We start from the raw sequence: 23,106 nt of genomic DNA, 5'->3' as shown, positions 1-23,106 counted from the left end.
GGCGGCTCCGCCAGCCCCCGCCCCTCCCGGCTCAGCGCATGCCAACCCAGATCAGTGCGTGCAGCGGGAGCGCAGGTTCCCCACATCCCGCAGGCGGACTGGTGATGGGTGGCCACGGGTCACTCCCCCCGGTCTGAGACTGCGATCAGTGGAGGTTTGGGGCGGTGCTCCCAGCTCCGGACCTTAGGCTGCACCAACCCGTCCGATGTTTCGACTGCGTGCCTAGCGCCATGGCAGCCCAGTGTGCCAGATGTCTGTTCAGGCGATCTCGACGCTTCCTTGTCGACGTCTGGGCTGCCTGGAGATTGTGGGACAGGCATGGCTGTGTTGATCTCAGTGCCGCGTTTGCCTATCACACACTTCAGTCGATCTTCCCAATTCTATTGATTACATTGTCAGTTGCCAGCTGGACTCTAGGAAGAGATGATGGCATTCTGACTGATCAGATCATGGCATGGACGGCGCAAGTCTTTCCGGAATCTGCTGTTTCCGTTATTCGGGAAACCTTGTCAAAGCTATATCGGCAGCGCGGCGGTGCTGGCTTTCTGGGTGTAGCGGTCTTGCTGGTGACTTCCAGTAATGTCTATCTTAGCCTGCAACGGGGAACCGATCATCTCTGGTCGTTTCAGCCCGCTTCCAAGAGTGGATCGGCGAAAGATAACCGCACCGTCTTGCTGCAGCGTCAGTTCGGAGATGCTGTTCGGATGTTCATCATTCAGAGGTTCAGAGCCTCTCTTTTTGTTTTGATTGTCGGGGCTCTGTTCGTCCTTGATCAGATGACGATCAACCTTCGTCTGATGGGAGTTCAGACCTGGCGGGATCTCACGGGTCTCCCCTTGGCCCAGGCGATCAGTCCACTGTTTCCCGTGTCCAGCCTGGCGGATCTGATCCTGTCCCTGGTGCTGTCTTCGCTTGGTGCTCTTGCCCTGATGCGCGTACTCCCATCCAAGCGGGTCCGGCTGAGACACCTCCTGAGCGGAGCCGTGATGATTGGCCTGGCTTGCATGCTCCTCAACCTTGCGGTGGGCCGAAGCCTCATCTCGCTTGGGCTTCGCTTCCAGGCCTATGGATTGATCGGTGGGATCCTTGTGCTGACGTTGTGGATCTGGTTGCTTGGCTTGATTTTCTATTTCGGCGTCGCCTTCAGCGTTGTCCAAGCCCACCGCGAGCAGTGCGGCGATCCGCACCTCTGGCTGTGGGACCGGGACCCTCCCCAAGAGCGACGATGAAGACAGTTGAGGACGTTGGTGTGGAACGATCTGGATTGTCCCTTCGCCCATGGTCGGCGAGCCTCCTGATTGTCTGCGCGGGTGTCGGAGCGATGGTGGTGATCAGTGCACTCACGTTGGCGATGGTCCCTGTTCTGATCGTCAGCGCAGTTGTGCTGGCGCTTCTGATCGGCGCACTGGCCTGTGGCTGGGCCGGAATTGAAGCCCTGGCGGCCCTGGAGCGCTGGATTGAATCGGACGCGCGGTTCCACCGCTGATGCGGCCGCCGTTCGGCTGGCTTCTGATCCTCCTGGCGGTGGCGCTGGTGGCGGCGCCCACCCCCTTGGGCCGTGTCCTGCTGGACATCCTTGGCGGTCTCACCCTGGCGGTGCTGGTGCTGCCGCTTCTGTTGGCCGGTTCCGCTCTCCTGGCCCTGATGGTTCTGCGCCGAAGCCTGCGCACCTGCACGGTCTGTGGCACCACCAGCCTGGGCTCGGCGTGCTGTCCCGCCTGTGGGGCCGAGTTCGCAGCGGACCCCACGGCCGCACCACCGCTCTCCGATCGCCTGTTCGGCCTCGCCTCCAAGGATTCCCGGAGGGGGCAAGCCTCCCCTGGGCCTGACAGGGATCCGATCAACGTCGATGTCAGGGACGTCACGATCGATGTGCAGGCCCGCTCCGTCGGGGAGCCGAGCGATGGAGCGCCCTGACGCAGAAGCTCCGCGTGTCGATGCTGAGCCTCTGTCCAGGAGACCCTGCTGCCTCAGCTGCCCGTGGTTGCCGCGGCAGCGATCGAGCGGAGTTCCTGGAGACGGCGCTCGCGCAGATAGAGGAACAGGGGTGCGCCGCAGGCGAAGGCGATGGTCACGCAGCTGAGCAGGACAACCCAAAGGCCACGCATCTCCAGCCGCCTGGCTTCGACAACGATCCACACTGTGATCGCCGTGGCTCCGACCAGCAGGTCGCGGGACAGGGACTGAGCTGCCGGATTGGCGTTGGCCAGCCGGATGAACAGACCGAGATCGAAGGCATTCCCGGCGATCCGGATGAACTCCAGATTGGCGAGCCAGGGCAGCACGGCCCCGGCGATCGCCAGGGCCAGGTAGATCCACGGCAACACGCTCGACCCGTCTCCCCCTGAGCGGCCCCCCGTCGGTGGCGTCGGCACTGCGGATGTCATCGTTCGGGTTCCAGGGTCTCGGGATCCAGGTGCCTCACATCTTCCTCCACCTGCTGCAGCACCGATTCGCAGCGCCTCAGGCAAGCCATGGCCCGACCGTAGAGATCGGCCATGGCTTCCACTTCCAGTTCATCGGACTGGAGACTCGCGAGAGCCACCTCCAGGGCCGTGCGGGCCTGACTGAAGCTGAGCTGCTCCAGTTCCTGCTCCCAGTTCCGCAGGGAGTCGTCCAGGCTGGATGGCGCTTGGGGTGAGCGGGGAGATCGGGCCGCCTTGGCCGCCGCCGTCCCGGATTCGGGTTGTTCGGGCTGGGTGCGGCGGGGACTCATGGGTTTTGTGGGGGTTGGTGTACAGGACCGGGGCTGGCTCCTCCCTCACCGAGCAGCCATCAGCCATCACGGATCGGGAGAGGCTTCGGAGACCAGTCGGGACACGGTGCCGTGGGCGCTGCCATCGGCCCATTCGATCAGAAGTTTCTGGCCGGGGCTCACCTGATGGATCGAGCGCAGCAGCGATCCTGTTTCGCTGCGGACCAGTGTGAACCCGCGGCGCAGCAGCTGCTGCGGGGAGAGCGCCTCCAGCAGCCGCTCCAGCTGCTCCAGCTGACCTCGCCGTCGATGGAGCAGCAGGCGCGGATGGCAGGGCTCCAGTCGCAGTCGCAGGCTGTCAAGGCTCCCCCGCTTGCGCTCCAGCATCCAGGTGAGCTCCCGCTCCAGCTGGGCCCGACGCCCCTGCAGATCCTGCAGGATCTTGTGGCGATCGGGCAGCAGGGCCACCAGGGCCCCGGTGGGAGTGGCGGCCCGGTAATCGGCCACCAGATCGGCGATCGTCGTGTCGTCTTCGTGGCCGAGTCCCGTGATCACAGGCACCGGGCAGGACGCGAGCTGTCGGGCCAGCTCTTCACTGTCGAAGACCGCCAGGTCCTCCCGGCTGCCTCCACCCCTTGCCAGCACGACCGCCTCGACGCCGAGTCGACGGGCCTGGGCTCCCACGGCCTGGAGCCGCTGGCAGATTGTGGCTTGCACGGGCCCTTGAACGGGGATGGGCACCACCAGGATCCTGGCCGCCGGCCAGCGCTCCGCCGCCGTGCGGAGCATGTCGGCCAGGGCCGAGCTGGGGGAACTGGTGAGCAGGGCGATTCCCCGGGGATACTCGGGAAGGGGGCGCTTGCGTTCCAGGTCGAGCAGACCGGTCGGCATCAGCGTCTCCCTGACACGCTCGAACTGGCGGAGCACGCCTGCGAGGGTCGGACGGATGTCGAGAATCTGCACGCATAGCGTGGCCCGAGCCGGCCAGAAGTTGAGTCGGCCGACCACCGTGACGCCATCCCCGTCTTCCGGGCGATAACTCAGGCGGGAGAGCTGGGAGGCCCAGACCACCCCCGTGATCGTGGCGGCTTCATCGAGCAGATTCAGCCAGAGATGGCCCTTCTTGATCTGGGGCCGCGAGATGGTGGCGTCGAGCAGAAAGCGGGGAGCGAATCCGCGCTCCAGCAGGGTGCCGATCGCGCCGTTGAGCTCGCGGACGCAGTAGCGAGGCAGGGGGGAGGAGTTGGTCCCTGCGCTCGGATGCCCTGATGCCGTGGTCGGATCAATGGTCAAGGCGTCCGTAACAGAAACCCCAGTACAGGCTCAGACTGCCGGACACCAGGCAGATGACGGGGCCTAGGGGATGGTCAAATCGGATGAGGCCGACCGAGAAGATCAGCAGGGCGGTGCTCAGCAATCTGGACCCATCGCGCCGGTTGTTGACGTAGAGCGGAGCCACGAGATGGTGCGGTCGAGGCAGAACAAGTCTTGCCGACGGCGGGCGCCAGAACAGAATGACCCAGCGCCTGCCCCGGGGACGGCCCGGGCGCTGGGTCGTCCACACGGGCCAAGGGCTTCAGCCGAGACCGATCTGGGAGAGGATTCCCTGGCCGGTGAGGAGTTCGGTCGCCAGTCCGATCACGAAACCAAGCATGGCGAGGCGGCCGTTCCAGGTTTCAGCGAAGCTGACGAAGCCGAAGCGGGTCTGGGTGGCGTCAGTCATGGGTCGAAGGCGTTGACGCTTGTGATCGTAACGAATCATGGCGCGGGGTTGACAGTCTCGTTCGTCACAAGTTCAGGTTCTTTTCGATTTGTCTCCGGTCCTGGCCTCCGCCGGTTTGACAGCCCGAGCGGACTGGCCTAGGGGTGTGGCCTTCGCCACCGTTCTCCATCCCCTCCCTCCGGCCTCTCCTGCAGCAACAGCTTTCCGAGCCCCTGCCGCTGGACCCAGAACTGGTCCTCGTCACCGACCTGGACGGCACGCTGCTCGCCGGCTCCACATGCGGGCGGGCCCGACTCTATGCCTGGCTGCAGCAGCGTCGTGACCGGGTGCTTCATGTGTTCTGCACGGGCCGTGATCTCCGCTCGATCGCCCGACTGCTGGAAAACTCCGCCCCCGGCGGAGTGCGCCCCCCCCACCTGGTCATTGGTGACGTGGGCTGCACGGTGGCCTGCGGGAGCAGCCTGCAGCCGTTGCCCCTGGTGGTGGAGCCGATCGACCGCCGCTGGGATGGCCTGCCGGAGCGACTCGCCCCCCTTCTGAAGAACCAGCCCGGCCTCAGTGCCCAGCCGATCAGCTCCGATCGGCGGCTGGCCTTCGATTACGACCCCATATCCTTCGATCACACCCTGCTGCCACGGCTCGAGCGTGTGGGTGTTGACTGCCTGCTCTCCGACAACCGGTACCTCGACCTGCTGCCCTCCGGCGTGAACAAGGGCTCCACCCTGCTCGATCTGCTCCGCTGGCTGGACGTGGACCGGGATCGGGTGGTCACCGCCGGGGACACCTTGAACGACCTGTCCATGTTTCAGACCGGCCTGCGCGGGATCATGGTGGGCAACTCCGAGGCTGCCCTCAAGCGGTATCTGCCCTCCCTCCCCCACACCTTCCCAGCTGGCGGGCATGGCTGTGAGGGCATCCTCGAGGGTCTCTCCCACTTTGGGTACGACCACCTGTTCGATTGAGGGCCGGCCCGGATCAGAGCTGCGACAGCCGCTGTCGACGCAGCAGCGCCCGGCTCGTGGCTCCCGTGGGTTCGGCCTGGGTGGGGTCCTCCGGCCAGGGGTGCTTGGGGTAGCGCCCCCGCAGCTCGGTCCGCACCTGGGCGTAGCTTCCCCGCCAGAACCCCTCCAGATCCTGGGTGATCTGGACGGGGCGACCGGCCGGGGAGAGCAGCTGAAGGGTCACCGGCACGGTCCCCTCAAGCACGGAGGGTCCCTGCAGGCAGCCGAACAGGTCCTGGAGCTTCACCGCCAGGACGGGCTCGCCGCCGCCGTAGTCGAGGCGGACCCGGCGGCCCGAGGGGATCTCCAGCTCGGTGGGCAGCAGCCGGTTCAGCTCCTGGCGCCGCTCCCACGGCTGGCGGCGCCAGAGGGCTTCACGGAGGTCGATCCGGGCCAGGTCCTCCAGACGCTGCACCCCTTCAAGCCAGTCCCCCAGCCAGTCCTCCAGGTGGTCCAGCAGGGTGGTGTCACGGCAGTCCGGCCAGCTGGCCCCGCGGTGAGCCCGGATCAGCAGGAGGCGATGCCGCAGCTGACGGCTCTCCTCCCTCCAGGGAAGGGCCTCCAGGCCGAGCCCCCGCAGCCCCTCCAGCAGAGCCTCCCGCACCAGTTCGGGGGGAGCTGCCAGCCAGGGCCGGCGCTCCAGCACCAGGGCCCCCAGGCGCCTCTCCACGACGCCGCGCACCCGCCGGCTGGTGGGGTCCCACTGCACCGAGCGCTCCAGCGTTCCGTCCTCCCGCTGCATGAGCTCAAGGGTGGCGGTCTCCAGGGGGAGGGCCAGCAGAACGCGGGCCCCTGCCGCGTCCGTCTGGGCCCTGCCGCCGCCGTCGACTCCGGCGATCGCCAGCGCTGGGCAGCCGGCCAGGGGATCCCGGGGATGGAGCGCCACGTCCTGTCCGCTCCGCATCAGGAAACGCCCCCCCCCGGCCGGCCGCGCCAGGGCGACCCGTTCCGGGTAGGCCCAGCTGATCAGCCGGGCGGCCACCTCCGGCTCTGCGGCCCCCTCCACCGCCCTGGAGACTCCTGCGGGAGCGGCCCGGCCAGATCGGCTCCTGGCCGGATCGGCGAGCTGGCTTTCGAGTTGACGGATCAGTTGTCGCAGCTGCCGGCGCCGGGGGTCGCCCCCGGGCTGTCTCAACCAGTCGAGCCGGCGCATCAGATCGCTCCCGGCATCCTCCGCCGTCAGGGGATCCCGTTCGTTGAGCAGCACGGCCAGCTCCGCGGCCAGCGGCAGACAGCCGCTGGCCCTGGCCCGCAGCAGCATGTGGGCCAGGCGGGGATGGAGTCCCAGGTCGGCCATGGCCCGGCCATGGGGAGTGAGAGCACCGCCCCCGTTTCCGACTCCCTCCAGCCCCCCCAGCTGGCGCAGCAGCTCCCGGGCCTCCCGCAGGGGGGCCTCCGGTGGCGGGTCCAGCCAGGGCAGGCTCTCCCCCAGCCCCGCTCCCCAGCGGGCCAGGTGGAGCACCAGGGGCAAGGGGTCGGTCTCAAGCAGTTCGGGGCTGTCGAAGGCCGGCCGCCGCCGCCCCTCCGCCGCCGACCAGAGCCGTATACAGGTCCCCGCCCCCAGCCGCCCGGCCCGGCCCTGGCGCTGGGTGGCACTCGCCTGGCTGGCTGGCCCGGTGATCAGCGCATCCATGCCCGTGCGCGGGTCGAAGCGGCTGCGGCGGCTGAGTCCGCTGTCGACCACCAGACGAACTCCGGCGATGGTGAGCGAACTTTCGGCGATCGAACTGGCCAGCACCACCTTGCCTTCCGCCTGTCGGGCCGGAGCGATGGCCCGGCTCTGGGCTTCCAGGGGCAGGGCACCGTGCAAGGGACAGAGTTCGATCTCCCTCCCCCAGCTGGTGCCGCGGATCGCCCCGAGGGCGTTGCGGATCTCCCGCTGCCCCGGCAGGAAGACCAGCGCCGTGGCCCGCTCGCCCTCTGCGTCGAGCCAGTGGCGCTCCAGGGCTCGCACCACCTGCAGATCCAGCGGTTCCCGTTCCCGAGCCGGCTGGTGATGCACGGCCACCGGATGGCTGCGCCCCGCGCTGGTCAGGACCTGCGCCTCCGGTAGCTTCTGCGCCAGGGGTTGCAGATCGAGTGTGGCGGACATGATCAGCAGCCTCAGGTCCGGTGCCAGCACCGGACGGGCTTCACGGAGCAGGGCCAGGGCCAGATCCGTCTCGGCCCGCCGCTCATGGAATTCATCGAAGATCACACAGCAGACCCCCGCCAGGGAGGGGTCGTCCTGGAGCCGCCGCAGGAACAGTCCGTCCGTCATGACCTCGAGCACAGTGGCTGCCGAGCAGCGATGCTCCAACCGCACCCGATACCCGACCCGGCCTCCGACCTCCTCGCCCAGGGCGGCCGCCAGTCTGAGGGCGGCCGCCCTGGCGGCCAGCCGGCGCGGCTGGATCAGCACCAGCCTGGCTGTTCCCAGCCTCGGGGCGCTGCAGTCGTGGAGGTGGCGCAGCAGCGCCAATGGAACCAGGCTGGTCTTTCCGGCGCCGGGTGGCGCCTGCAGGAGCAGCGTGCCACCCGCAGGAAGCCGCTCCAGGATCAGCGGAAGGAGCGGCTCGATCGGCAACGGCTCCCTGCCGCCGCCGGTCGGAGCGCTCATCGGACCACGGGGAAACTGGACGGCCTCAGCCGACCAGTTTCAGAACCAGGGCCAGCAGGGCGGTACTGAGCAACCCCAGGGACGCCAGCAACCGCACCAGGGGCCCGACGGACAGGCCAAGCGAGGACATAAAGAAAAACGGAAGAAATGGAGTGACCCCTTTTTAACGCCGCCGACCGGGGTGGGTGGTGGCCTTGGCCACGTTTCTTAGCCAGTCGTTGGGTTCCCCCCCCGGCGTCCCCGGATCGGCTGCCCCAGACCCGCGTCCGGGGGGCGCTCAGCGCACGTGCCGGACGCCATCGACCGGGTGATAGTCCTCTCCGGTCGTCTCTTCGTAGACCACGGCAGGCAGGCCGGTCTCGAACATCGTCTGTAGGGCTTCCTTCAGGTAAGGGTTCCAGCCCCCTGTCGTGACCTTGCCGTGCCGCACCGTCCAGTCCCAGGTTCCCGGCAGATCGCGGGGGATCCGGCCTTCGCGATCCCGTCGGGCCACCAGGTCCTGGGACTCAACCAGACCGACCAGGATCGGATCCTTGCCATAGGCCGGGGTGAGGCTCAGTTCCAGCCGGACCGGATCCTCCTTGATCAGATGGAGTCGGAAACGTGGGGGCAGCTTGAGGCTGCGCAGCACAGCGGCCACGATTCGGGTTCTCTGATCCAACTGTTGGCCTCCGCCGGAACACATGTCCTCCCCCTGGTTGTACCAGGCTGAAGCACCGCACCAGGGTATGCAGCGACGGTGCCCTTGCCTGGAGGGTCCTCAGGGGGAATCGGGGGGGAGGACCGACTCCTCGCTGTCTCCACTGAACCGCACGGTGAGGAGATCCTCGCGGGTCAGCTGGCCGTTGGAATCCAGCAGTTCCGGATGAATGGTCAGACGGCCGGTCCGGTCGGGAGTGAGGCCCTTCGGGTTGGTGGCGCTCCCAGCGGCCTCTCCATGCTGGGCCGAGATCCGCTCCGGGGAGCGATCGCCGCGGGTGTGTCCGGGTTGATCACCCGGACGAGGCACCGCCTTGAAGCCCTGGGCCATCACCCGAAACGCCTGCCAGAGCAGAATCAGGAAGCAGGCTCCGTAGAGCAGGGGAAACAGCTGGACGAAGGACGGTGTCATCGGCGGTGACTCGGCACTGGGGTGTCCCCCTCACCGTTCCATCATTGCCTGGATGTGGCGCCTTGGGCGAGTTTCCAGGCCCAGAGGCTGCTGCAAGCGGCTCCAAAGGCCAGAAAGAGGAGCAGGAGGGTGCTGGTGTCCATACCGGGTTACAAAACTTCGCCAATCCTAGGTTGTTGAGCCGGCGGGGGTGATCGCCGCAGCGGCGGGGCCGCTCCGCACTTCGTCACACCTTGGCGGAGGTCCGTCCTTTCACCATCCGGGGCGGCGCCGTTACGGTCCAGACAGGACCCTGTCCGCGCTCCGCCCGCCATGACGTCGCCCCGCCCCCCCTTGCGCCCCCTGCTTCCTCTGCTGCCCCTGGCGTTCCTGCTGGCCTCGCCGGCGCTGCCGCCGGCCCCTGCGCTGGCCCAGTCCCGCCCCTCCGCGGCAGGGCCGTCCCTCGCCCGCCAGTCCTTCGTGGCTGAGGCGGTGCGCCGGGCCGGGCCCGCCGTGGTCACGATCGACACGGAACGCACGGTGATCCGCCCCGGCTCCGGAGGGTTGCCCCCGGGGATGCTCTCCGATCCCTTCTTCCGTCAGTTCTTCGGATTCCCCCAGGGCCAGCCCCCGTCCCAGCGCACCGAGCGGGGCCAGGGCAGCGGTGTGATCTTCCAGTCCGATGGCCTGATCCTCACCAACGCCCATGTGGTGGAGAAAAGCGATCGTGTCTTCGTGGGCCTCAAGGACGGGCGGCGCGCCGAAGCGAAGGTGGTCGGGCTGGACAGCGTCACCGATCTCGCCCTGGTGCAATTGCTTGAGCCGGGTCCATGGCCGGTGGTGGTCCTGGGGGATTCCGATGCTCTCCAGGTGGGGGACTGGGCGATCGCGGTGGGCAATCCCTTCGGCCTCGACAACACCGTCACGATGGGGATCATCAGCAATCTCAACCGCAACGTGAGCAAGCTGGGTATCACCGACAAGCGGCTGGATCTGATTCAGACCGACGCCGCCATCAATCCCGGTAACTCCGGCGGACCCCTGCTTAACGCCGATGGGGAGGTGGTAGGCATCAACACCCTGGTGCGCTCCGGCCCGGGGGCGGGGCTGGGCTTTGCGATCCCGATCAACCGGGCCCGCAGCATCGCCAGCCAGCTGATGGCCAACGGCCGGGTGAGTCACCCAATGATCGGGGTGGGCCTTGACAATCTGCCCCAGCAGCAGATCCAGTCGGGTCGGGAGGGGGCCCTGGTGCGGTCGGTGCTGCCCGGTGGGCCGGCTTCCCAGGCCGGGTTACGGCAGGGCGATGTGATCATCGCCGTCGGGGGCAAACCGGTGAAGGGTCCCGCTCAGATGGTTTCCGCGGTGGAGGCCAATGGGGTCGGTCGCCCGATGACGGTCCAGATTCTCCGTGGCGGAGCCACCCTGCAGCTTCAGGTGGTTCCCACCGTGATGCAGTCACTGGGGATGGCGGCGGGACGGTGAGTGATCCGGGGAAGACAACGGTCCGGCCCCCTTCCGGAACGGAGTCCCGCAAGGGGGCGACGGGCAGCTCAGAGCACGTCCGGATCAACGGCCGGCCGGCGGGGAGCGTTTGAAGTGGAGGGCTCGGAAGGACTCCAGCCGGCCGGTTTCTCGGTGGCGCCGAAGCGGCTCGGCGTGCCGAGCTGCTGGCGCATCATCCACTCGGTGGCGGCCTTTTGGGCCTGCCAGGCCTGCAGCAACTGCTTGGCGAGACCGCGCAACGACTGGGGGTCCCCCGTGGAGTCGATCACGCGGCACATGCGCTCCAGCTCAAATTGCTGGCCGAGGCTGAGGGCGAGCGGTTCAGACATTGCGGGCATCGCGACGGGGCAGTGAAGCCACGCCAATGCTACGAAGTGTTTCGGCTGCTCGCGTAGCGACAGGTACAGAGTTAAGGAATTCTCGTCAGCGTCTGGCCACATGCCCCGGCTCAAGCCGGGGCGTTCGCGTCTCCCCAGGCAGCGGCGGGTTCAGTGGTGCTCTCGAAGGGTCTCCACGCAGTGGGTGATGCACTCCCCGTCATCGAGGGAGCAGGTGGTGATGCACTCGAAGTAGCTCTCCACGGAGTCCCAGCCCTGCTCCTGGTGCTGGGTGACGTCGGATCCGACGGGGGGATCGGATGAGGCGTTCTGGCCTGAGAGCGGAACCGTTCCGTGGCCGATCGAAGCGTTCATGGGCCCGACTGCTAGGTGTATGCAGTCAGGATATGCAGATCATTTCGGGCAGTCCAGAGAAATGAGTGTTCCTGCTTACTGCACTGTGAAGTTGTTTGTGTTTAGCCCATCTTGACCCGGTGGCGGAGCCGCTCGGGCCTCAGTCCGCGGGCTGAGGGTCCCCTCCGCCCGGACGCTGACGCCGGGAACCGGCTTTCGTCTTCTGCTTCGCACGACTGGCGGCCAGCCTGGCCAACCGGGACCGCTCCGCCTCTGCCCGGGACCGCTCGTCGTCCTCCTCCTGTTTCTTCTCCAAGTAGTAGCTGTAGTCGCCCCGGTAGAGCACCAGCTGGCCATCGCGGATCTCCACGATGCGATTCGCCACCCGGCTGATGAAGTAGCGGTCGTGCGAGACGATCAGCACGGCTCCGTCGTACTGCCTCAGGGCCTCCTCCAGCATCTGCTTGGCCGGGATATCCAGATGGTTGGTGGGTTCATCCAGCACCAGCAGATTGCATGGGGAGAGCAGCATCAGCGCCAGGGCCAGACGGGCCTTCTCGCCTCCGCTCAACTGGCCCACGGGCTGGAAGACCGTGTCATTGCTGAACCCGAAGCTGCCTAGCAGGGAACGCACCTGGGTCTGGGTCCAGTCCGGCACGGCCGCGAACAGGGTGTCGATCACGCTGGCGTCGAGGTCGAGCGCTTCGGCCTGGTTCTGCTCAAAGTAGCCGGCCACCACATTGTGCTCGCCCAGACGGGACTCCCCCTCATCGGGCTGCTCCAGGCCCATCACCAGGCGGAGCAGGGTGGATTTACCGGCCCCGTTGGGCCCCACGAACGCGATGCGGTCGCCGCGTTCCACCTCCAGATCGGCGCCCAGGAAGAGGAGCGTCTCCCCGTAGCTGTGGCACAGATCGCGGATCAGGGCGACCCGTCGACCGGAGCGTGGAGCGGAAGGGAAGCGGAAGCGGGGACCGTCCAGGCTTTCCAGCGGCGCCTCGATCCGCTCCACCTTCTCGAGCAGCTTCTCGCGGCTCTTGGCCTGGGTGCTGCGGGTGGCGCTGGCGCGAAAGCGATCGATGTAGGCCTGCTGGCTGGCCAGGTCCTTCTGCTGACGCTCGAAGGCCGCCTGGCTGGCCTCCCGCTCCAGGGCCTTCTGCTCCAGATGCTGGCTGTAGTTGCCCAGGTAGGAACGGGAGACACCCCGCTCGGTCTCCACGATCTGATTGCAGACCCGATCGAGGAAGGCCCGGTCATGACTGACCACCACGATCGGAATGGACTGCTCCACCAGATAGCCCTCCAACCACTGGATCGCTTCCACGTCGAGATGATTGGTCGGCTCGTCGAGCAAGAGCAGATCGGGGTCCTGCAGGAGAATCTTGCCCAGGGCGATCCGCATCTGCCAGCCTCCGGAATAGGCCCCCACAGGTTGATCGGCGCCCTCGGAGCTGAAGCCGATTGTGGGCAGGAGCTTGTCGATGCGGGCTTCGAGTTCGTAGCCGTGCAGCGCCTCGAATCGGCCCTGCAGCAGACCGAGCTCGTGGATCAGGGTGTCGAGATGCTCGGGATCCGCCGTGGCCCGATCCCCCGCCATCTCCTGCTCGACCCGGTGCTGGGCCATCAACACGTCGGCGGCCTCCCCGAAGGCCTGAAAGAGTTCCTCCCGCACCGAGCGGGCCGGGTCCACGTCGAATTCCTGGCGCAGGTAAGCGATCTTCGGATCCCCCTGGCGCACCACCTGGCCGCTAGTGGGCTCCTCCAGACCGGCGATCAGCCGCAGCTGGGTCGACTTGCCGGCGCCATTGACGCCCACCAGTCCGATGCGGTCCCCCGCCTTCACCTCCCAGGTGACGTCCCGCAGCACCTGGGCGGCGGGATAGATCATGGAGACGCGTTCCAGACGGAGCACAGCGGACGAACGGGGCGCGGATGACCGTCATCATCCCTGGCCGTCCAGCGTCATGCGCTCTGGGCAGACTGGGGGAATCCCCCCGGGGCCCGGCATGGTCAAACGTCTGGAGCAGGTGGCGGCCCTGGTGGTGGCGGCCGGTCTGGCGATCGTGAGCTACTGGCTCTTCTTCAGCTGGGCCCAGGGAGGGCGGGTGCCCCGGGCCGAGCCGCGTCAGCCGGCCGGTTCTCCCCCCACTCTGTCTGTGCCGGGGGCCGGCATTGAGGCCGCTCCGCCGGGGGAGCGGAAGCCGCTCCCCTAGAGGCCGCCCCGGGCCTTCACCAGCCACTGGTTGCTCTCGCCGTCATCCAGGAGAGCCAGATGCTCCTTCACGGCGGCTTCGCTGACGGGAAGATCCCAAGCCTCTCCGAGGGCCAAGATCCTGGCCAGGGTGCCCTTGGGATCCTGCAGCGCCTGACGGAACAGGGACTGGGTCAGATCCGGGTCCTGGCGGATGCGCGTGTAGAGCTGGGCGGCTCGGGTGGAGACGTCGGGTGCGGAGCTGGGATCGGGGGAGAGATCAGCCATGGAAGCCGCCCATGGGCAACGTGCTTTGCCCCTGACCCTATGGGTCCGGGGCCGGAGCCGCCAGCCTTCGTTGGCTGTTGTTGGACTTTGGACGCCGGCCGGTCCTCAGGCTGCCAGGGACGGGTCGATGTCGTCCTGACCCGAGGCGGAGGCGTCCTCCATGCTGCGGGCATCCAGGCACAGCACCTTGCGGAGCTGGGCATAGTTGGCCGCCAGGGTCTGGCGCCCCTCCTGAATCGCGGTGTATTCGGCCCGCTGCAGCACGTGGTGGAGGTGGGTCAGCAAGTAGGTGCTGATCACCGCCGAGACCAGCACGTCGCTCTTGTCGGCGGTTTTCCGGGCAGAGGCCTGACGCGCCTGGGATCGTGCCGCCTTCGCCGGTTGACCGGCCGCAGGAGTGACCGCTGTCTTGGCCATGGGCGGATGGACGGTGCGGTTCCAGCATAGTGCTGGATACTATCCGTGACGACCTCTGTACACTTCTGCGTATCGCGTGTGCTCCGTGCGGCCGTGGCCACTCGTCAGACCTCCACGAGCGGCCGCGCGAAGTCTCCGCGGATTCAGGTGGTGCTCCCCGAGGACCTCTGCGCCCGTCTCACCGCCGTGGCCGAAGCCGAGTCGCGCACGGTCAGCAACATGGCCAAGGTGCTGATCCAGCAGGGCCTCGATCGCCTCGAGCGGCCACAGCTCGAGACCTCCCGCCTCGAGAACTCCCACCCGGGCCCGGCCCTGGGCCCCGCTCCCCAGGCGTCTCCCCCCCTGGGAACCGATCGGTTCCGGGAGGTGCTCGAGCAGCAGGAGCGCCGGCAGCCGGGCCGGCTTCGGGGGGCGCCTCGCCGCCTGCGCCTGCCCCGGCCGCTGGGCTGACCCCCCCGGCCCCGCCCCTCAGGAGGCGGAATCGGCCCGGACCCCCAGAACGGCCGCCCGGCGGGCTCCGGTCACCGACGGCAGGGAGCCGGGGTGGCGGCGCTGATGCCACCAGGCCAGCAGGGCGAAACCCAGGGCTTCGCGCTCCTCCTCGCCGATGCCCAGCTCGCGCAGGGGCCTGACCTGGGTGCCTCGGCAGCGTCGGCGCAGCTGCTCCATCAACAGGCCGTTCCGGGCTCCGCCGCCCGCCACCACGAGCTCCAGGGGGCGGGTGGCCCCCCGCGAGAGGTCCGCGGCCACCACCGCGGCGCTGAACGCGGTGAGGGTGGCCAGCGCGTCCGCCGGCTCCAGGGAGCCGCCCCGGGCAGCGGCCTCCCGTCGCAGGTCGTCCAGCCGTCGCGTCAGATCCTCCTGGCCGAAATCCTCCCGGCCGGTGGATTTCGGCGGCTCCCGCAACAGGTAGGGCTCCCGCAGCCAGCCGGAGATCAGGGCCTCCCGCACGGTGCCTTGCCGCGCCCAGGCCCCATCGGCATCGAAGGCCAGCCGGCCGCCGCTGAAGTGGGTCACGGCCAGATCGATCAGGCTGTTGGCCGGTCCACAGTCCCAGCCGGAGACCCGGGCCCTCCGGTCTGGACCGGCCGCCGGGGGCAGCAGGGTCAGGTTGGCGATTCCGCCCAGGTTGAGCACCGCGCGCCAGCCCCCGATGGCCGGGAGCAGGGCCGCGTCGGCCGCCGGCACCAGAGGGGCTCCATGGCCTCCCAGGGCCAGATCACGGGCGCGCAGGTCGAACACCACCGGGCGCTCCAGCAGCGTGGCCAGCAGGGGCCCCTGCAGCAACTGCCAGCTCGCGCCCCGCCGCTGGGCGGTGGGCGGGCGGTGCCACACGGTCTGGCCATGGCAGCCCACGAGCCCGGCCCGGCCCGTCGGGTCGCAGCGCCGGGCACAGGCCGCCTGGGCTTCGGTGACCGCCTCGGCCAGCTCGAGCAACTCCGCGGTGGGCATGGGCCGCCCCTGCCCCGCCGCGATCAGCCTCTGTCGCAGGGCCTCGGGGTAGGGCAGGGAGCAGTGCTCCAGCACCTGCCAGCGGGGGCGCTGCAGGGGGGGGCGGAAGCTCACCAGAACGGCATCCACCCCATCGGCGCTGGTGCCGCTCATCAGACCCAGCACCAGGTCGGGCTGGCCCGGCCGCCTCACAGCTGGGGAAGCCCCTCCAGGGCCTGGACCGTGCCCATCACCACCAGCAGATCTCCCTGGCTGAGCACATGGGAGGCGGGCGGATTGACCGAGAGGTGGTTTTCGGGTCCGGCGGCCAGCACGCTGACCTCGTAGTTCTTGCGCAAATTGAGGTCCCGCAGGGACCGGCCGATGAACTCCTGGGGCACCTTGATCTCCTCGATGCTGTTGCGATCGTCGAGGCGAAGCCGCTCGAGCAGATTGGGGCGCATCAGCTGGCGGCCGAGCTGTTCCCCCTGCATGCGGGAGGGGAAGACCACCTTGTCGGCTCCGACCCGGCGCAGCATCTTCTCGTGCAGGTCGCTGGTGGCGCGGGCGATCACCTGGGTGACCCGGCTGCCCTCGCTGTCCTTGACGATCAAGGTGGCGGTGATGCTGGCTTCGATCGGTTCGCTGATGCCTACCACCACCGTGCCCAGATCCAGCACGCCGGCGGCCCGGAGCGCCTCCTCGTCGGTGCAGTCAAGGGCCCTCGCCTCGATGGCCGGATCCACCTGACGCAGGGCGTCGATCGCCCGCTGGTCCCGGTCCACCGCCAGCACCTCCGCGCCGCAGCGCACCAGTTCCTTGCACACAGCGGTACCGAAACGTCCGACGCCGATCACCGCGAAGCTGTTGGGCGCGGCCGTGCCGGCTCCTTGCCAGCGCCACCAGTTCGTCATCGAGGCTCATCGGTTTGCGGCGCCATTCTGTGACGCCCGCCCACCCGGCGCCGTGGCGCCAGGTGGGGACAGGGTTCGCCTCGGCGGACCGATCAGCGGTTCGGCTGAGGGGTCATGCGCAGATAGGGCCTGATCTCGGTGACGCCCTTCGGGAACTTGGCGCGGGCGTCTTCGGTGGCGATCGAAGGAACCACCACGCAGTCCTCGCCGTCCTTCCAGTTCACCGGCGTGGCCACCTGGTGGTAATCGGTGAGCTGCAGGGAATCGATCACCCGCAGGATCTCGTCGAAGTTGCGGCCCGTGCTGGCCGGATAGGTGATCTGCAGACGCAGCTTCTTATTGGGATCGATGATGAAGACCGAGCGCACCGTCAGGTTGTTGAGGGCGTTCGGGTGAATCATCCCGTAAAGATCACTCACCGTCTTGTCAGAATCCGCCAGGATGGGATAATCCACCGTGGTGTGCTGGGTTTCGTTGATGTCGCCGATCCAGCCCCGGTGGCTGTCGGCATCATCCACGCTGAGGGCGATGGTCTTCACGTTGCGCTTGTCCCACTCGGGGCGCAGGCGGGCCACCTCGCCGAGTTCGGTGGTGCACACCGGGGTGTAGTCGGCCGGATGGGAGAACAGAACCACCCAGCTGTCGCTGGCGTAGTCGTAGAAGTTGATCGGACCCAGCTGGGAATCCTGGGTGAAATCGGGAACTGTGTCACCGAGCTGAAGGGTCATGGTGCAACCGTCAGGGAGAGGGAGAAGACTCGATCGTGGCATGGACAGGGCACTGGTCCAGCGGCCTGTCGCTGCTTCCCACGAGGTTAGGGAATCGCGGTCCCTGGATTCCGAAGGACCGCCCGAGGAGTCAGGGCAGCGCTGGCCTCTCCCAGGCCAGCGAGGGGGGCGGCAGCCGTGGCGAAGGGGCCCCACCACCGGGGCCGGATCCCTCACAGCGGAACCGGCCAGTCCTGGAGCACCTCCCGCAGCTTCTCCAGTCCGAGCCCTGCGGTCGCCGAGACGAACACGGCGTCGCCGGCCAGGCCGCGGGCCTGCTCCAGCGCGGAGGTGGGGCAGCGGTCGATCTGATTGGCCACCAGCCGGCGGGGGGCGTTGCTGCCGAGGGAGTCGAGGATGCCGTGCACCGTCTTGAGCTGCTGGCTCCAGGCTGGATCAGAGAGATCCACCACCACTAGCAGGCCGTCGGCCTCCAGGGTCTCCTCCAGGGTGGAGCGGAAGGCTTCCACCAGGGGAGGCGGCAGGTCCCGGATGAAGCCCACCGTGTCGGTGAGCAGCAGCCGCCGCACCGAGCCCTCGGGGGTGGGCAGTTCCAGCCGCCGGGTGGCCGGATCAAGGGTGGCGAAGAGCTTGTCCTCGGCCAGCACCTCTTCGCCGGCCAGCGGCCTGGTGAGCGCGTTGAGGAGGGAACTCTTGCCCGCGTTGGTGTAGCCCACCAGGGCCAGCCGCCTCAGTTCCTGTCGTCCCTGTCTCAGACGGGCCCGGTGGTCCCCGAGCCGGCCCACGTCGCGCTGCAGCCGCTCGATGCGGCGGGCGATGGCGCGCCGGTCCTTCTCCAGCTGGGTCTCGCCGGGACCTCGGGTGCCGATGCCGCCCCCCTGCCGGGACAGACTCAGGCCGCGGCCGCTCAGCCGGGGCAGGCGGTAGCGAAGCTGGGCCAACTCCACCTGCAGTCGGCCGGCGCTGCTGGCGGCCCGCTGGGCGAAGAGATCCAGGATCAGCTCACTGCGGTCACTCACCGGTAGATCCAGGAGCCGTTCCAGGTTGCGGGCCTGCACCGGGGTGAGTTCCCGATCGGTCACCACCAGGCTGGCCTCAAGCCGGCGGGCCTCCAGGGCCGCCTCCCGCAGCTTCCCTTCCCCCCAGAGGATCTGGGGCGAGCCCGGCTGACGCTTCTGGCGCATCACCCCCACCGGCAGCGAACCGGCGCTGCGCACCAGCCCCTCCAGTTCGGCGATCTCCCGCTGGCTGTCGCTGTCCTCGCCCTGGACCAGGGCCAGCAGCAGCACCCGCTCCGGCCCCCGGTCCCGGGGGGGCGGGGTGGGGCCCGGCCCGGCCTCCCACGGGTCGGCGGGGTTGATGGCGGGGTCGCAGAGGTCGGCCAGCTCGCCCTCCAGGAGGGAGACCCACGGCCGCTCCTCATCGCGGCCGAGGGTGAAGGCGGTGGCGGCCCAGCGGCCGCCCGATCGGGCCCGGTCGCCGTAGCGCAGCCAGACGAGCGGGGCAAGATCGATCCCCACCAGAGCCTCCGTGCCCCCCGGCTCCAGAGCGCTCCCCCGGCCCACGCAGGTGATCAGGCGCAGATCCCGCCCCTGGCGCCGTTCGGAGCCGGGCAGGCGCTCGATCAGCCGGCCCGACTGCTCCAGAGGACCGACCCAGAGCAGGCGGCAGAGGCCGCGACCGTCCACCACCAGGCTCAGGGGCAGCTCCAGTTCGTGGGCCTCCGCCGCCAGCCGCTGCAGGGCCAGCAGGTCGGCGCCGCCGGCTTCGGGATGGCGCCGGTGCGCCAGCCGCTCCAGCCGGCGTTTCTGGGCGGGGCGCAGACCGCTGACGCGGCCGCAGAGGACGGCCTGTTTCAACGGCGCGCGATCAACAGGCAGGGGAGGCCCGCAGCCGTGGCGCCCGCCAGGTCCTCCGGGCTGTCGCCCACATGCCAGACGAGCCGGGGAGGCAGACCCAGGCCGGCGAGGGCCCGCTGGAAGGGCAGCGGGCTCGGCTTGGCGGCTCCGGCCGTGCTGGAGACGACCACCAGATCCAGCAGCTCGGCCAGCTCAAGGTCCCGCAGCAGGCCATGCAGCCGTTGATCGAAGTTGCTCACCACGGCCAGCGCCACCCCCGCCTGACGCCAGCGTCGCATCGGCTCGAGCACGTCGGGGTGGCGGTGCCAGAGGCCGGCATCGGCGAAGCGATCGAACAGGTCGCGGCAGAGGTCCGGAGGGGCCGGCGGGGCACCGGCGGCGCCCAGGACCTCCAGGATGCGCTCCCCCCACCAGCGGCGTTCCGCCGCCAGCAGCTCGGGGCCATCCAGGCCGGGGAAGGCCAGGGGAGGCGCCTGGCGGTACACGGCGGGAAAGACCCGGTCGACGGCGGCGGCCTCCACGGCGATGCCATGGGCGGATGCCGCCGCCGCATAGGTGGTGCCGATCGAGTCGCGGAGTCCGATCAGGGTGCCCATGGCATCCAGCAGGAGGCCCCTGGGGGCGGGGGCGACGGCTGCAGGTGCCATCAGGACGGCGGAGCTGTCGCCCCGCTCCGGTTGGACCCTTCTCCCCGTAAGGGGCGCCCCAGGTCGCTGATCCAGCCCGCCGCCACCTTGAGCTGGTGGGGCAGCCCCGGCAGCCGGGAGAGATAGGTGACCTGGCGGATCCGGTAGGCCACCCCTCCCGCCAGGGTCAGGCCGAGGCCCGTGAGGCTGGCCTCGCCGATGCCCAGGCTGATCATCTCGCCGAGATCCTTCCAGAGGAATGGCAGCAGCGGCTCTCCAGCCAGGGAGAGCATCAGATTCCGCGCCAGGTGGTCCGCCTGCTGGAAGGCCACCTGGGCTGTGCCCGCCAGCGCTTCTCCCTCCGCATCCGGAACGTGGGCCACGTCCCCGAGGGCGAAGAGGTCGGGGTGATCGGCCAGCTGCAGGGTGTCGCCGCAGAGCAGCCGGCCGCGGCCATCGAGGCGGGCGGCGGGCTCGATCGGTGGTGGTGCCACCGTCACACCGGCGGTCCAGATCACTCCATCGATCGCCAGGTCCTCGTGGCAGTCGCCTTCCTCCCGGCCGGGGACCAGGCTCAGGCGGATCAGGCCGGGCTCGACGGCCAGCACGCGCGTGTGGGTGCGCAGGCGGATGTCCCGCCGCAGCAGGGCCCCACGGGCCTGATCGCGGTTGAAGGAGCGGGCCTGGGGCAGCAGCTCGGCTCCCTGCTCAATCAGTTCAATCACGGTGCTGCCCTCCAGCAGGTCGGCCAGCTTGCAGGCCACCTCCACACCACTTGGGCCCGCCCCCACCACCGCCAGTCGCTGCAGGGGCCGGGGCTGGGCCCGCAGACGCCGGACCAGGGTCTGCAACCGCTCCACATCGGCCAGGGTCCGGAAGCCCGTGGCGTGCTCTTCCACCCCAGGCACACCGAAGCTCGCCCCACGGCTGCCCGTGGCCAGCACCAGCCGCGAGTAGGGCAGCCGTCGGCCCTGCTCGGTCACCAGGCTGCCGGCCGCGGCGTCCACGCGGCTGACCCGGTCGCGCAGCCAGGCCACACCGCGGCCGGCCAGGAGGGTGTCGTACCGGGGGGCCACTTCCCAGCTCCTCAGCTCCTCGGAGAGGAGCTCGTAGAGCAGGGGCAGGAAGAGGAACCGTTCGTTCGGTTCGATCAGCAGAATCGGCGGGTGGTCGCGCTGGGAGGCCAGGGCCAGGGCCGTGTAGAGCCCACCGAACCCACCCCCGGCGATCAGCACGGGCGCCCTGGAACGTCCCGGGGGAGCGGGGTCGGGAGAAGGTCTCCTGTCTGGCTCCGCCATGCTGCCGATCGACCGACCGTCCGAGGTTGGTCAAACCCTAACCAGCGGCGTTGCGTCGGAGGAGATGATGGGCCCCATGACCAGCCTCGCCCCCTCCCGGCTGCCGGCCGATCGCCAGGGCCGTCCGATCGATCCGGACGGAGCCCAGGAGCTCCTGGCGGCGACCGATGCGGCCGGATGTCTCGCCTGGGGGCTCAAGACCTTTGAGGCCGGCTTCGCCCTGACCACCAGTTTCGGGATCCAGTCGGCCGTGCTGCTGCATATGGTCAGCCGGCTCGATCAGACCATCCCGGTGATCTGGGTCGACACCGGTTACCTGCCCCCCGAGACCTACCAGTACGCCGATCGCCTCTGCACCGCCCTCAACCTGAATCTTCAGGTGGCCCAGGCCGCCCTCAGCCCCGCCCGGATGGAGGCCCTCTACGGCCGCCTCTGGGAGACCGGCCGGGCCGAGGACATGAACACCTACCACCGGCTGCGCAAGGTGGAACCCCTCGACCGGACCCTGGAGACCCTCTCGATCCGCTGCTGGGCCAGCGGTGTGCGCGGCAGCCAGACTGACCACCGGGGCTCCCTGTCCTATCTGGATGCGGTGCGGGGCCGCTGGTCGCTGCATCCGCTGCTGGGCTGGAGTGCCAGGGACGTGTACTACTACATGGAGCAGCAGGCGCTGCCCCAGCATCCGCTGTTTGAGCAGGGCTATGCGAGCGTCGGTGACTGGCACTCCAGTCGCCCCGATGACGGCAGCGGTCGGGCCACCCGCTTCGGCGGGCTGAACCAGGAGTGCGGCATCCATCTCCCTGGGGTGATGGGCGAGGGGATCTAGGGGTGAAGGCCGGCGACCTCTGGCTGCTGATCGGTAATTCCCGCTGGCACTGGGCCGAAGCCGATCCTTCGGCGGCGGGACCCGGCCTCCGCTTCCGGCATGCCTCCCCCCCCCCGGATCCCGCCTCGGTGCCCTGGCCCCGGATCCGTGCCTGGGCCGCCGTCGGAGCGTTGCCGCTGCTGACCGCCCCCGGGCAGCCGGACGCCCTGCCCGCTCGCCGCCTCCGGATCGAGGCCGTTCCCCTGCGGGAGGCCCCGGCCTGGCTGGGCATCGACCGGGCGCTGGCCGGCTGGGAGGCCTGGCGCCGGCAGGCGGAGCACGCCGCCCGCGGGGGCGGCGTGCTGGTGGCCGATGCGGGGACGGTCCTGAGCCTCACCCGGGTGGATCCGGAGGGTCGCTTCGCCGGGGGACGGCTTCTGCCCGGCCTGGCTTTGCAGCTGGCCGCCATGGGCCGGTCCACGGCGTTGCTGCCCAGCCTGGCTGCTCTCCCGCCGGCCGGGGTTCCACCCCCCTGGCCCCGGGACACGGCCGGGGCCATGGCCAGCGGATGCCTGCGGGGGATGGCCACCGCCATCGCCGGGGCCTGGAGCGACCTTGATGGGGGCGGCTGGGGGGGGCTTTGGTTGACCGGCGGCGACGCCGAAGTGCTGGCACCGCTGCTGGCCCCCCTCGATCTGCCGCTGCGGCACGTCCCCCACCTGGGCCTGGAAGCTCTGGTGGCCCTCAGCTCAGGCCCAGATCGGTGAGAATCTGGTCGGCCATCTCCTCGGCTTTCACCTTGAGATAGATGGCTTCGAGGAGGCCATCGGCCCCGACCACAAAGGTGTGGCGCATCATGCCCATGTATTCGCGCCCCATGAATTTCTTCAGGCCGTAGCTGCCATAGGCCTCGGCCACCGGGCAGGGCTCCGCGTCACTGAGCAGGGTGAAGGGCAGTTGGTACTTGTCAATGAATTTGGCATGGCTCCCGGCCCCATCCTTGCTGATCCCGAGCACCTGGATGCCGTGCTGCTCGAAGCGGGACCACTGGTCACGGAATCCGCAGGCTTCCTTGGTGCAGCCCGGGGTGTCGTCCTTCGGATAGAAGTAGAGAACCACCCGCTGCCCCCGCAGGACGCTCAGCGTCACGGGAGTGCCGCTCTGGTCGGGCAGCGTGAAGTCGGGGGCGGGATCGCCGATCTGGAGCGCCATGGAAGCGGGGTGGCTAGGCCCAGAGCCTAGGGCGCCAGTAGGGTCGGACCGT

The 23,106-nt window shown here is 69.0% G+C and carries 28 protein-coding genes; 9 read left to right on the top strand and 19 right to left on the bottom strand.

Annotated features, from left to right (window positions below; genetic code table 11):
- The first annotated feature begins 230 nt into the window (after positions 1–230).
- The 3 genes from ACWJI7_RS10680 (at position 231) to ACWJI7_RS10670 (ending at position 1,917) form a co-directional block, all read left to right on the top strand.
- Positions 231–1,229: a YihY/virulence factor BrkB family protein gene (locus ACWJI7_RS10680; protein ID WP_479937821.1), complete on the top strand. Its 999-nt coding sequence runs from the start codon at positions 231–233 to the stop codon at positions 1,227–1,229.
- A 92-nt stretch (positions 1,230–1,321) separates the two neighbouring features.
- Positions 1,322–1,486, top strand: coding sequence for a hypothetical protein (locus ACWJI7_RS10675; RefSeq protein ID WP_479937819.1), 165 nt, complete (start codon positions 1,322–1,324; stop codon positions 1,484–1,486).
- Positions 1,486–1,917 carry a hypothetical protein gene (locus tag ACWJI7_RS10670; protein ID WP_479937817.1) on the top strand — a complete coding sequence of 144 codons (432 nt, stop codon included), beginning with the start codon at positions 1,486–1,488 and terminating at the stop codon, positions 1,915–1,917. The genes ACWJI7_RS10675 and ACWJI7_RS10670 overlap by 1 nt, the downstream gene beginning before the upstream one ends.
- 53 nt (positions 1,918–1,970) lie before the next feature.
- On the opposite strand, the gene ACWJI7_RS10665 is transcribed toward ACWJI7_RS10670, so the two are convergent.
- From ACWJI7_RS10665 to ACWJI7_RS10650, 4 genes are all read right to left on the bottom strand, one after another.
- Positions 1,971–2,324, bottom strand: coding sequence for a DUF2834 domain-containing protein (locus ACWJI7_RS10665; protein WP_479937816.1), 354 nt, complete (start codon positions 2,322–2,324; stop codon positions 1,971–1,973).
- A gap of 59 nt (positions 2,325–2,383) precedes the next feature.
- The gene (gene xseB / locus ACWJI7_RS10660; RefSeq protein WP_479937814.1) at positions 2,384–2,716 is read right to left on the bottom strand and encodes an exodeoxyribonuclease VII small subunit; all 333 of its coding nucleotides are present in this window, start codon (positions 2,714–2,716) and stop codon (positions 2,384–2,386) included.
- Positions 2,717–2,782: 66 nt separating this feature from the next.
- Positions 2,783–3,988 (bottom strand): exodeoxyribonuclease VII large subunit, encoded by a 1,206-nt coding sequence (gene xseA, locus ACWJI7_RS10655; RefSeq protein ID WP_479937812.1) that lies wholly within the window; start codon positions 3,986–3,988, stop codon positions 2,783–2,785.
- Positions 3,989–4,271: 283 nt separating this feature from the next.
- The gene (locus ACWJI7_RS10650) at positions 4,272–4,418 is read right to left on the bottom strand and encodes a high light inducible protein (protein WP_479937810.1); all 147 of its coding nucleotides are present in this window, start codon (positions 4,416–4,418) and stop codon (positions 4,272–4,274) included.
- 143 nt (positions 4,419–4,561) lie between these two features.
- Here ACWJI7_RS10650 and ACWJI7_RS10645 point away from each other — a divergent pair, with 143 nt between their 5' ends.
- Positions 4,562–5,380 (top strand): HAD family hydrolase, encoded by an 819-nt coding sequence (locus ACWJI7_RS10645; RefSeq protein WP_479937808.1) that lies wholly within the window; start codon positions 4,562–4,564, stop codon positions 5,378–5,380.
- A 13-nt stretch (positions 5,381–5,393) separates the two neighbouring features.
- Here the strand turns inward: ACWJI7_RS10645 and hrpB are convergent, their stop codons facing one another.
- The 3 genes from hrpB to ACWJI7_RS10630 form a co-directional block, all read right to left on the bottom strand.
- Positions 5,394–8,018, bottom strand: coding sequence for an ATP-dependent helicase HrpB (gene hrpB, locus ACWJI7_RS10640; protein WP_479937807.1), 2,625 nt, complete (start codon positions 8,016–8,018; stop codon positions 5,394–5,396).
- Positions 8,019–8,295: 277 nt separating this feature from the next.
- Complete coding sequence (locus ACWJI7_RS10635) at positions 8,296–8,679, bottom strand: hypothetical protein (RefSeq protein ID WP_479937805.1); 384 nt, start codon at positions 8,677–8,679, stop codon at positions 8,296–8,298.
- Positions 8,680–8,778: 99 nt separating this feature from the next.
- The gene (locus ACWJI7_RS10630) at positions 8,779–9,129 is read right to left on the bottom strand and encodes a DUF2973 domain-containing protein (RefSeq protein WP_479937803.1); all 351 of its coding nucleotides are present in this window, start codon (positions 9,127–9,129) and stop codon (positions 8,779–8,781) included.
- A gap of 312 nt (positions 9,130–9,441) precedes the next feature.
- Here ACWJI7_RS10630 and ACWJI7_RS10625 point away from each other — a divergent pair, with 312 nt between their 5' ends.
- Complete coding sequence (locus ACWJI7_RS10625) at positions 9,442–10,593, top strand: trypsin-like peptidase domain-containing protein (RefSeq protein WP_479937801.1); 1,152 nt, start codon at positions 9,442–9,444, stop codon at positions 10,591–10,593.
- Between the two features lie 68 nt (positions 10,594–10,661).
- Here ACWJI7_RS10625 and ACWJI7_RS10620 read toward each other — a convergent pair whose 3' ends face one another.
- From ACWJI7_RS10620 to ACWJI7_RS10610, 3 genes are all read right to left on the bottom strand, one after another.
- Positions 10,662–10,943 (bottom strand): hypothetical protein, encoded by a 282-nt coding sequence (locus ACWJI7_RS10620; protein WP_479937799.1) that lies wholly within the window; start codon positions 10,941–10,943, stop codon positions 10,662–10,664.
- Between the two features lie 159 nt (positions 10,944–11,102).
- Positions 11,103–11,306 (bottom strand): hypothetical protein, encoded by a 204-nt coding sequence (locus ACWJI7_RS10615; RefSeq protein WP_479937797.1) that lies wholly within the window; start codon positions 11,304–11,306, stop codon positions 11,103–11,105.
- A 139-nt stretch (positions 11,307–11,445) separates the two neighbouring features.
- On the bottom strand, positions 11,446–13,173 hold the full coding sequence (locus ACWJI7_RS10610) for an ABC transporter ATP-binding protein (protein ID WP_479937795.1): 1,728 nt from the start codon (positions 13,171–13,173) through the stop codon (positions 11,446–11,448).
- A gap of 118 nt (positions 13,174–13,291) precedes the next feature.
- Here ACWJI7_RS10610 and ACWJI7_RS10605 point away from each other — a divergent pair, with 118 nt between their 5' ends.
- Entirely contained in the window at positions 13,292–13,498 is a 207-nt protein-coding gene (locus ACWJI7_RS10605) for a hypothetical protein (protein WP_479937793.1), read from the top strand.
- Here ACWJI7_RS10605 and ACWJI7_RS10600 read toward each other — a convergent pair.
- Complete coding sequence (locus ACWJI7_RS10600; RefSeq protein ID WP_479937792.1) at positions 13,495–13,764, bottom strand: hypothetical protein; 270 nt, start codon at positions 13,762–13,764, stop codon at positions 13,495–13,497. The two genes, ACWJI7_RS10605 and ACWJI7_RS10600, sit on opposite strands and share 4 nt — an antisense overlap.
- 105 nt (positions 13,765–13,869) lie before the next feature.
- A complete protein-coding gene (locus tag ACWJI7_RS10595; protein ID WP_479937790.1) occupies positions 13,870–14,181 on the bottom strand; it encodes a hypothetical protein in 312 nt (103 codons plus the stop codon).
- A 93-nt stretch (positions 14,182–14,274) separates the two neighbouring features.
- On the opposite strand from ACWJI7_RS10595, the gene ACWJI7_RS10590 reads away from it, so the two are divergent.
- Positions 14,275–14,631, top strand: coding sequence for a ribbon-helix-helix domain-containing protein (locus ACWJI7_RS10590; protein ID WP_479937788.1), 357 nt, complete (start codon positions 14,275–14,277; stop codon positions 14,629–14,631).
- 18 nt (positions 14,632–14,649) lie between these two features.
- On the opposite strand, the gene ACWJI7_RS10585 is transcribed toward ACWJI7_RS10590, so the two are convergent.
- From ACWJI7_RS10585 to ACWJI7_RS10560, 6 genes are all read right to left on the bottom strand, one after another.
- A complete protein-coding gene (locus ACWJI7_RS10585) occupies positions 14,650–15,786 on the bottom strand; it encodes an anhydro-N-acetylmuramic acid kinase (RefSeq protein ID WP_479937829.1) in 1,137 nt (378 codons plus the stop codon).
- 35 nt (positions 15,787–15,821) lie between these two features.
- Positions 15,822–16,526, bottom strand: a complete 705-nt coding sequence (locus ACWJI7_RS10580) for a potassium channel family protein (protein WP_479937787.1) — start codon at positions 16,524–16,526, stop codon at positions 15,822–15,824.
- 92 nt (positions 16,527–16,618) lie between these two features.
- Complete coding sequence (locus ACWJI7_RS10575; protein WP_479937786.1) at positions 16,619–17,254, bottom strand: peroxiredoxin; 636 nt, start codon at positions 17,252–17,254, stop codon at positions 16,619–16,621.
- 212 nt (positions 17,255–17,466) lie between these two features.
- Positions 17,467–19,113, bottom strand: coding sequence for a GTPase HflX (gene hflX, locus ACWJI7_RS10570; protein WP_479937785.1), 1,647 nt, complete (start codon positions 19,111–19,113; stop codon positions 17,467–17,469).
- Positions 19,110–19,760, bottom strand: a complete 651-nt coding sequence (locus ACWJI7_RS10565) for an HAD-IA family hydrolase (protein ID WP_479937783.1) — start codon at positions 19,758–19,760, stop codon at positions 19,110–19,112. The genes hflX and ACWJI7_RS10565 overlap by 4 nt, the downstream gene beginning before the upstream one ends.
- A complete protein-coding gene (locus ACWJI7_RS10560) occupies positions 19,760–20,974 on the bottom strand; it encodes an NAD(P)/FAD-dependent oxidoreductase (RefSeq protein ID WP_479937781.1) in 1,215 nt (404 codons plus the stop codon). Before ACWJI7_RS10560 ends, ACWJI7_RS10565 begins: the two co-directional genes overlap by 1 nt.
- A gap of 139 nt (positions 20,975–21,113) precedes the next feature.
- Between ACWJI7_RS10560 and ACWJI7_RS10555 the strand changes: the two genes are divergently transcribed.
- Positions 21,114–21,863, top strand: coding sequence for a phosphoadenylyl-sulfate reductase (locus tag ACWJI7_RS10555; protein WP_479937779.1), 750 nt, complete (start codon positions 21,114–21,116; stop codon positions 21,861–21,863).
- A 2-nt stretch (positions 21,864–21,865) separates the two neighbouring features.
- Entirely contained in the window at positions 21,866–22,609 is a 744-nt protein-coding gene (locus tag ACWJI7_RS10550; protein ID WP_479937778.1) for a type III pantothenate kinase, read from the top strand.
- Here ACWJI7_RS10550 and bcp read toward each other — a convergent pair.
- The gene (gene bcp / locus ACWJI7_RS10545; protein ID WP_479937776.1) at positions 22,587–23,054 is read right to left on the bottom strand and encodes a thioredoxin-dependent thiol peroxidase; all 468 of its coding nucleotides are present in this window, start codon (positions 23,052–23,054) and stop codon (positions 22,587–22,589) included. The two genes, ACWJI7_RS10550 and bcp, sit on opposite strands and share 23 nt — an antisense overlap.
- Positions 23,055–23,106: the final 52 nt, after the last annotated feature.

The sequence above is a fragment of the Cryptocyanus atlanticus LEGE 06306 genome, from assembly GCF_056633155.1.
This window is presented reverse-complemented; position numbering and strand designations above follow the sequence as displayed.

Bases quoted from the DNA above. Each gene is read 5' to 3' on its own strand.
- ACWJI7_RS10580 (WP_479937787.1), bottom strand. From the start codon at position 16,526: ATGACGAACTGGTGGCGCTGGCAAGGAGCCGGCACGGCCGCGCCCAAC.
- ACWJI7_RS10680 (WP_479937821.1), top strand. From the start codon at position 231: ATGGCAGCCCAGTGTGCCAGATGTCTGTTCAGGCGATCTCGACGCTTC.
- ACWJI7_RS10575 (WP_479937786.1), bottom strand. From the start codon at position 17,254: ATGACCCTTCAGCTCGGTGACACAGTTCCCGATTTCACCCAGGATTCC.
- ACWJI7_RS10615 (WP_479937797.1), bottom strand. From the start codon at position 11,306: ATGAACGCTTCGATCGGCCACGGAACGGTTCCGCTCTCAGGCCAGAAC.
- ACWJI7_RS10555 (WP_479937779.1), top strand. From the start codon at position 21,114: ATGACCAGCCTCGCCCCCTCCCGGCTGCCGGCCGATCGCCAGGGCCGT.
- xseB (WP_479937814.1), bottom strand. From the start codon at position 2,716: ATGAGTCCCCGCCGCACCCAGCCCGAACAACCCGAATCCGGGACGGCG.
- ACWJI7_RS10610 (WP_479937795.1), bottom strand. From the start codon at position 13,173: ATGATCTATCCCGCCGCCCAGGTGCTGCGGGACGTCACCTGGGAGGTG.
- ACWJI7_RS10620 (WP_479937799.1), bottom strand. From the start codon at position 10,943: ATGTCTGAACCGCTCGCCCTCAGCCTCGGCCAGCAATTTGAGCTGGAG.
- ACWJI7_RS10600 (WP_479937792.1), bottom strand. From the start codon at position 13,764: ATGGCTGATCTCTCCCCCGATCCCAGCTCCGCACCCGACGTCTCCACC.
- ACWJI7_RS10625 (WP_479937801.1), top strand. From the start codon at position 9,442: ATGACGTCGCCCCGCCCCCCCTTGCGCCCCCTGCTTCCTCTGCTGCCC.
- ACWJI7_RS10670 (WP_479937817.1), top strand. From the start codon at position 1,486: ATGCGGCCGCCGTTCGGCTGGCTTCTGATCCTCCTGGCGGTGGCGCTG.
- ACWJI7_RS10630 (WP_479937803.1), bottom strand. From the start codon at position 9,129: ATGACACCGTCCTTCGTCCAGCTGTTTCCCCTGCTCTACGGAGCCTGC.
- bcp (WP_479937776.1), bottom strand. From the start codon at position 23,054: ATGGCGCTCCAGATCGGCGATCCCGCCCCCGACTTCACGCTGCCCGAC.
- ACWJI7_RS10650 (WP_479937810.1), bottom strand. From the start codon at position 4,418: ATGACTGACGCCACCCAGACCCGCTTCGGCTTCGTCAGCTTCGCTGAA.
- ACWJI7_RS10605 (WP_479937793.1), top strand. From the start codon at position 13,292: ATGGTCAAACGTCTGGAGCAGGTGGCGGCCCTGGTGGTGGCGGCCGGT.
- ACWJI7_RS10675 (WP_479937819.1), top strand. From the start codon at position 1,322: ATGGTGGTGATCAGTGCACTCACGTTGGCGATGGTCCCTGTTCTGATC.
- ACWJI7_RS10585 (WP_479937829.1), bottom strand. From the start codon at position 15,786: ATGAGCGGCACCAGCGCCGATGGGGTGGATGCCGTTCTGGTGAGCTTC.
- ACWJI7_RS10565 (WP_479937783.1), bottom strand. From the start codon at position 19,760: ATGGCACCTGCAGCCGTCGCCCCCGCCCCCAGGGGCCTCCTGCTGGAT.
- hrpB (WP_479937807.1), bottom strand. From the start codon at position 8,018: ATGAGCGCTCCGACCGGCGGCGGCAGGGAGCCGTTGCCGATCGAGCCG.
- ACWJI7_RS10595 (WP_479937790.1), bottom strand. From the start codon at position 14,181: ATGGCCAAGACAGCGGTCACTCCTGCGGCCGGTCAACCGGCGAAGGCG.